The following is a 6,013-nucleotide window of genomic DNA, read 5'->3' as shown; positions in this document are numbered from 1 at the left end:
TCCGTCACCTGGCCGTTTTCCGTGACGGTGGTGACGGACGTCGTCGAGACCCCGTTCGGCATCCGCAGCGCCGTGTTCGACGCGAACAAGGGCTTCCTGCTGAACGGCCAGCGCGTGCCGCTGAACGGCGTGTGCATGCACCACGACCTGGGCGCGCTGGGCAGCGCGATCAACGAGCGCGCCCTCGAGCGCCAGCTCGAGCTGCTGCGCGAGATGGGCACGAACGCGATCCGCACGAGCCACAACCCGCCGGCGCCGGAGCTGCTGGACCTCGCCGACCGCATGGGCTTCGTCGTGCTGGACGAGGCGTTCGACATGTGGCACGAAAAGAAGACGCCGAACGACTACCACACGTCGTTCGACGAATGGCACGAGAAGGACCTGCGCGCGCAGATCCGGCGCGACCGTAACCACCCGAGCGTGATCGCCTGGAGCACCGGCAACGAGATCCCGGAGCAGGGCAAGCCGGAAGGCTGGAAGCTGGCCGCGCACCTGGCCGAGATCGCGCGCGGCGAGGACCGCACGCGCCCGATCACGTCCGCATACAACCACACGGATTCCGGCTACAACGGCTTCCAGAACGTGGTCGACATCTTCGGCTACAACTACAAGCCGGGCGAGTACGGCAAGATGCATGCGTCCGCGCCCTACCTGCCGATCTACGGCAGCGAGACCGCGTCGACGATCAGCTCGCGCGGCGAATACTTCTTCCCGGTCAGCGACGACAAATCGAAAGGCGCCGCCAACTTCCAGGTCAGCAGCTACGACCTGACGGCGCCGCCGTGGGCGACGTCGCCCGACGTCGAATTCAAGGGGCAGGACGACAATCCGTTCGTGGCGGGCGAATTCGTGTGGACCGGCTTCGACTACCTGGGCGAGCCGACGCCGTACAACGACGACACGACGAACCTGCTGAACTTCACCGATCCCGCCCAGCAGGCGCGCGCCGCGCAGGAACTGGCGACGCTGAAGAAGATCGCGATGCCGTCGCGCAGCTCGTACTTCGGCATCATCGACCTGGCCGGCTTCAAGAAGGACCGCTTCTACTTGTACCAGGCCCGCTGGCGTCCGGAACTGCCGATGGCGCACCTGCTGCCGCACTGGAACTGGCCGGAGCGCGTGGGCCAGGTGACGCCGGTGCATTTGTACACGTCCGGCGACGAGGCGGAGCTGTTCCTGAACGGCAAATCGCTGGGCCGCAAGAAGCGCGGCCCGCGCGACTACCGCCTGCGCTGGGACGACGTCGTCCACCAGCCCGGCACCTTGAAAGCGGTCGTGTACAAGAAGGGCAAGCGCTGGGCCGAGGACACCGTCGCGACGACGGGCGCGCCCGCGAAGCTGCTCGTGTCGGCCGACCGTGCCAGGCTGCGCGCGGACGGGAAGGACTTGTCGTTCGTGACGGTCACGATCGCGGACAAGGATGGCCGTCAGGTACCGCGCTCGCATGACCGCATCACCTTCAAGCTGTCCGGGCCGGGCGAGATCGTCGCGACGGACAATGGCGACGCGACCGACCTGGAAGCGTTCCAGTCGCCGCAGCGCAAGGCCTTCAACGGCCTGGCGCTGGCCATCGTGAAGACGAAGGCGGGCGAAGCGGGCAAGCTGACCCTGACGGCCAGCGCCGACGGGCTCGAAGGGGCGCAGGTGACACTGGACACCCAGGCGCAGTAAGGCCGACTGTTGTAATCAGGCGATAGCGACCGAAACTCTTGCATGCAAGAGTTTCAAGAAAGCCCCCACGCTCGGCGTTTCCTCCGGATAATGGAATTTCCGTAAATATGTCGAGCCATCGCCATGGAATTTGAAGTTTTCGAATCGCTATCGTCGAGTCCCGCGCCGGCCGAAGCCGCGTCGCCCCTGGTCCGGCTGCAATACCTGATCGACAACACGCCGGCGATCATCTACGCAACCGTGCCCAGCGGCGACTTCAAGATGACGTTCGTGAGCAACAATGCCTACAACGTCCTCGGCTACCGGCCGGAAGAGATGCTGGCCGATCCGAACTTCTGGTTCGACCATCTCCATCCGGACGACGCGCCGAGCATCTTTTCCAGCCTGGCCCAGCTGTTCGTGGAAGGCGAGCGCACATACGAATACCGGTTCCGCACCGCGAGCGGCGAGTTCGTGTGGATGCACGACCGCCTGCGCCTGATCCGCGACGAGCACGGCACGCCGGTGGAAGTCATCGGCTCGCTGACGGACATCACCTCGCGCAAGAACATGGAGCAGAAACAGCAGCAACTGATCGCCCGCCTGAGCGAGGCGCACGAGCAGCTGCTGCAGTCGGAAAAGATGGCGTCGATCGGCCAGCTGGCGGCCGGCGTCGCGCACGAGATCAACAACCCGATCGGCTTCGTCAACTCCAATATGGGGACGTTGGGGCACTACGTGGACACGCTGCTGAACGTGGTGGACGCGTACGGCGAGGCGGTGCAGAAGGCGGCGCCCGGCTCGGCGCTGACGGCGCAGATCGAGGCGATCAACCGCGAGGCCGACCTCGGCTACCTGAAGGACGACATCGCCGACCTCGTGAGCGAGTCGATGGACGGCCTGAAGCGCGTGAAGGACATCGTCCAGGCGCTGAAGGATTTTTCGCACGTCGGCCAGAACGACTGGCAGTACGCGGACGTGCACGCGGGCCTGGACACGACGCTCAACATCGTCGCCAACGAGATCAAGTACAAGGCGACGGTCGAGAAGCACTACGGCAAGCTCCCGGAAATCAAGTGCCTGGCCTCGCAGCTGAACCAGGTGTTCATGAACCTGCTCGTGAATGCCGCCCAGGCCATCAAGAACAAGGGCGTGATCACGATCGCCACCGGGGCGAGCGAGGGCTGGGTGTGGGTGAAGATCAGCGACAACGGCTGCGGCATCCCGCAGGACAACCTGAAACGCATCTTCGAACCGTTCTTCACCACCAAGCCGGTGGGCAGCGGGACGGGCCTCGGCCTGTCGCTGTCGTACAGCATCGTCAACAAGCACGGCGGGCGTATCGACGTGGCGTCGAAGCCGGATGTCGGCACCGTCTTCACGATCAAGCTGCCGGTGGTGCCGCCGGCGTCCTGACGCTCATTCCTCATGCAGGCGGATCGCCTGCTTCTCCTGTTCCGGCTTGTCCAGCCAGCGCCGGTGCAACGCCCGCTCGATGGGCTTGCCGCACACGAACAGGACGAACACGAGGACGAGGGCGATCGCGGCGATCTGCCACGAGCCCATGCCGCACAGGATGCCGAGGATCGCGGTGATCCACACGCAGGCGCCCAGGCATACGAGTCCCAGGGTGCGGATGCCGGTGGGCTTGCCGTGCAGGTTGCGGTCCAGGCCGATCATGCCGCCGACAAGGACCGAGACCGTCAGGCGCAACAGGATGTCGAGGTAGTCCATGCGTCGCGTTGTTGTCGAGAGAACACTATCCTGCCACCTCGATGCCAACCACGCGGAGCGCCTTATGGATCTGATAAATCCTGTTAAAACATTCGTAATTTCTCGTATTACATGCGAAAAAAACTGTCTCGTTCCCGTCCAAAAAGCCTGGTTTCGTCGCTTTTTTACGACCACGTCGTGCGAGGTTGCGCTAATATTGACGCGCGGAAACTTTCACCCAATGTTTATGAAAACACGTTCCCTGACCACCCGGCGCGAACGCGGCTTCACGCTGATCGAGATCCTTGTCGTCGTCGCGATCGTCGGCATCCTCAGCGCCATCGCCGTCCCGACCTATCGCGACTACGTGATACGGGCGCGACTGACCGAAGCGTTCTCGGGCCTCGGCAGTGTGCAGATCGCCGCCGAGGATTACTGGAACAACGGCAGTCCCCACACGTACGCCGGCTTCGACCGGCTACCGCCGAACAGTGCCAGCTTCACGTTCGCGCTGAGCGGCGCGACCGCGTCCGCGTACACCGTGACGGCGACGGGTGCCGGTCCGGTGGCGGGCTTCGTCTACACGGTCGACCAGAACGGCAGCCGCGCGACGACGGCCGCGCCGACCGGGTGGGGTACGAGCACGTCGTGCTGGATCGACCGCAAGGGTGGCCAGTGCACCCAGTGACGCTCCCGCCGGCGGCGCGCGGCTTCACGCTGATCGAGGCCGCGGTGGTCGTCGCCATCATGGGCATCGTGCTCGCGGTCGGCTTGCCGTCCATGTCGGACTGGCTGCTGGGCCGCAAGGCGCTGGCGGCCGCCGTGTTTTACCAGGACGGCTTCACGCTCGCGCGCAACGCGGCGATCGCGCACAACAGCCACAGCCGGCTCGTGCTGACCGAAAACGCCGCCAACGGCAAGATGGACTGGCGCGTCGACATCTGCTTCCCGACGTCGGGCACGCCGTGCAACGACGTGACGGGCGGCTGGTCGAGCGCCCCCCCCGCGGCGGGCGGGGCGCCCCCGCCCCCCCCCCCCCACCCCGCCCACGCCCCGAGCGCCCCCCCCATGCCGGGCGAGAGCGACCTCGCGCAGGCCGTGAGCCCGTCCGGCGCCACCGAAGTCTATTTCACGCCGCTGGGCTGGGTCGATACGGCCGTCGCGCCGTATCTCGCGCGGATCGACATGGCGCCGTCGCTCACGCGCGCGCACGCCTTCGCCCCGCTGGCCGTCGTGTTGACGCTGGCCGGCATCGCGTCCATCTGCGACCCGGCGGCGCCGGCGCACGACGTCCGCGGGTGCCCGCCATGATCGCACGCCGCCAGCAGGGCATGGCCCTGATCGAATCCATCGTCGCCGCCGTGTTGCTGGCGGTCGGCCAGGGCGCCCATCGACCGCGCCTGCATGCCGACGACGCCGAGCAGGCCGACCGGCTGCTCGGCATGATGGCCGTCGACCTGCCGAACGCGGGCGCGTACGCGCTGGCCGCGGGCGCGACGCCGAACGCGCGCCTGCAGCCGTGGTACGACGACACGCGTGCGCGTATCCCGAATGCGCAGGTGGTGATCGCCGTGACGCCCGCGGCCGGGCGCACGCGCGTGGCGATCACGATTTCCTGGACCCGCAAGACGGGGGCGGCACAGAACGCGCACCGGGTCGTGTCCTACCTGGCGGCGGCGACATGATGCGCGCGCCATCGCGCCGGGCAGGGGGCTTCTCGCTCGTCGAGCTGATGGTCAGCGTGGCCATCGGCCTGCTGGCACTCCTGTTTGCGCTGCGCATGGTGGGGGGCGCCGAACAGACGCGCCGCACCGCGCTGGGGGGCTCGGACGAAATGCAGAACGGGATGGTCGCGCTGTTCTCGCTCGCTAACGACGCGGGTAATGCCGGTTATGGCCTCAACGATCCCATCATCGCCGGCTGCAACACGCAGTTCAGCGACACGGCGGGATACGAGCTGGCGCCCGCGCCGCGCGGCACGGCGACCGTGACGCCGCTTGCGCCCGTCGTGATCGAGTCGCACGGTGCGGACGCGGACCGGATCTCGTTCTATGCCGGCACGTCGGTCGGCGGCACGCCCACGCTGCGTCTGACCAGCGACGCTGCGGCCGGCGCCACGCAGCTCGACGTGGACCGCATCGTGTACGGTTTCAGCCAGGGCGACGTGCTCGTCGTCGCGCCCGAGCAGCCGGGTGCCGACTGCCGTCTCGTCCAGCGTTCCGACAACGACCAGACGGCCACGCGCGTCCTGCTGGCGTCCGGCGGCGGCATGCGCTTTAACGACAACACGTCGACGGCCACGTTCAAGGGCTACGCCGCGCGCGTGTTCGACCTCGGCCCGGCCGGGAACCTGGCGTTTCGCTCGTGGTCAGTGGCGGACGGCTACCTGCAGCTGCAGGCGGCGGCGCCGGTGGACGCGGCGGGGCAGCCGTCGACCGTGGCCGAGGACATCGTCTCCATCAAGGCCCAGTACGGCATCGACACCCGCACGGGGAGCGCGTTCCTGCCGCAGAACGGCTTGCAGGTGAACCGCTGGACGGCCACGATGATCGATGCGGACGGTTCGGGCACGGTGGGCGACGCGGGCGACTGGCAACACATCGCCGCCGTGCGCCTGGCCGTCGTCGCGCGCAGCAAGGCCGTCGAGCAC

The 6,013-nt window shown here is 67.1% G+C and carries 7 protein-coding genes; 6 read left to right on the top strand and 1 reads right to left on the bottom strand.

The window, feature by feature from the left end:
- Positions 1-1,671: glycoside hydrolase family 2 TIM barrel-domain containing protein (locus tag ACEN88_RS22700; protein WP_413343256.1), on the top strand; the 1,671-nt coding region annotated here is incomplete at its 5' end.
- A gap of 123 nt (positions 1,672-1,794) precedes the next feature.
- A complete protein-coding gene (locus tag ACEN88_RS22695; RefSeq protein ID WP_413343254.1) occupies positions 1,795-3,066 on the top strand; it encodes an ATP-binding protein in 1,272 nt (423 codons plus the stop codon).
- Positions 3,067-3,069: 3 nt separating this feature from the next.
- Here the strand turns inward: ACEN88_RS22695 and ACEN88_RS22690 are convergent, their stop codons facing one another.
- Positions 3,070-3,384: an MgtC/SapB family protein gene (locus tag ACEN88_RS22690; RefSeq protein ID WP_413343252.1), complete on the bottom strand. Its 315-nt coding sequence runs from the start codon at positions 3,382-3,384 to the stop codon at positions 3,070-3,072.
- Positions 3,385-3,610: 226 nt separating this feature from the next.
- Between ACEN88_RS22690 and ACEN88_RS22685 the strand changes: the two genes are divergently transcribed.
- The 4 genes from ACEN88_RS22685 to ACEN88_RS22670 form a co-directional block, all read left to right on the top strand.
- Positions 3,611-4,051 carry a type IV pilin protein gene (locus tag ACEN88_RS22685; protein ID WP_413343250.1) on the top strand — a complete coding sequence of 147 codons (441 nt, stop codon included), beginning with the start codon at positions 3,611-3,613 and terminating at the stop codon, positions 4,049-4,051.
- The gene (locus ACEN88_RS22680; protein WP_413343248.1) at positions 4,039-4,674 is read left to right on the top strand and encodes a Tfp pilus assembly protein FimT/FimU; all 636 of its coding nucleotides are present in this window, start codon (positions 4,039-4,041) and stop codon (positions 4,672-4,674) included. The genes ACEN88_RS22685 and ACEN88_RS22680 overlap by 13 nt, the downstream gene beginning before the upstream one ends.
- Positions 4,671-5,048, top strand: coding sequence for a hypothetical protein (locus ACEN88_RS22675; RefSeq protein ID WP_413343246.1), 378 nt, complete (start codon positions 4,671-4,673; stop codon positions 5,046-5,048). The genes ACEN88_RS22680 and ACEN88_RS22675 overlap by 4 nt, the downstream gene beginning before the upstream one ends.
- The coding region (locus ACEN88_RS22670; protein WP_413343244.1) for a PilW family protein at positions 5,045-6,013 on the top strand (969 nt) is incomplete at its 3' end. The genes ACEN88_RS22675 and ACEN88_RS22670, both read left to right, overlap by 4 nt.

The sequence above is a fragment of the Massilia sp. CT11-108 genome, assembly GCF_047302915.1.
Taxonomy (GTDB): Bacteria; Pseudomonadota; Gammaproteobacteria; order Burkholderiales; family Burkholderiaceae_D; genus Telluria; species Telluria orientalis.
The sequence above is the reverse complement of the archived record's forward strand: the minus strand, read 5'-3'. Positions and strand labels throughout refer to the sequence as shown.

What these genes read in the sequence shown, in the direction of transcription:
- ACEN88_RS22695 (WP_413343254.1), top strand. Translation starts at nt 1,795, where the DNA reads ATGGAATTTGAAGTTTTCGAATCGCTATCGTCGAGTCCCGCGCCGGCC.
- ACEN88_RS22690 (WP_413343252.1), bottom strand. Translation starts at nt 3,384, where the DNA reads ATGGACTACCTCGACATCCTGTTGCGCCTGACGGTCTCGGTCCTTGTC.
- ACEN88_RS22685 (WP_413343250.1), top strand. Translation starts at nt 3,611, where the DNA reads ATGAAAACACGTTCCCTGACCACCCGGCGCGAACGCGGCTTCACGCTG.
- ACEN88_RS22675 (WP_413343246.1), top strand. Translation starts at nt 4,671, where the DNA reads ATGATCGCACGCCGCCAGCAGGGCATGGCCCTGATCGAATCCATCGTC.